Source organism: Bacillus cereus group sp. N24 (assembly GCF_016483345.1).
GTDB lineage: Bacteria > Bacillota > Bacilli > Bacillales > Bacillaceae_G > Bacillus_A > Bacillus_A toyonensis.
In genome coordinates this window covers 1-201 of record NZ_JAEHCA010000184.1, presented here as the reverse complement: position 1 = coordinate 201, position 201 = coordinate 1, and the positions used below count along the sequence as shown (strand labels likewise).

Here is a 201-nt window from a genome sequence, read left to right as displayed (position 1 = left end):
TGCTTATACACGCTTTTTCAAAAAACAAAACAGTGCCCCGTGTTTCAAATCTAAGAAGAACAACGTACAATCTTATACCACAAAACAAACAAATGAAAACATTGCCGTTGTTGGAAACAAAATAAAATTGCCAAAACTAGGTCTTGTTCGATTTGCCAAAAGTCGTGAAGTAAAGGGACGTATTTTAAATGCTACAGTTAG

The 201-nt window shown here is 34.3% G+C and carries 1 pseudogene; it reads left to right on the top strand.

What is annotated here, in order from left to right:
• Positions 1-201, top strand: a pseudogene (locus tag JDS95_RS32340) (IS200/IS605 family element RNA-guided endonuclease TnpB); the annotation flags it as partial.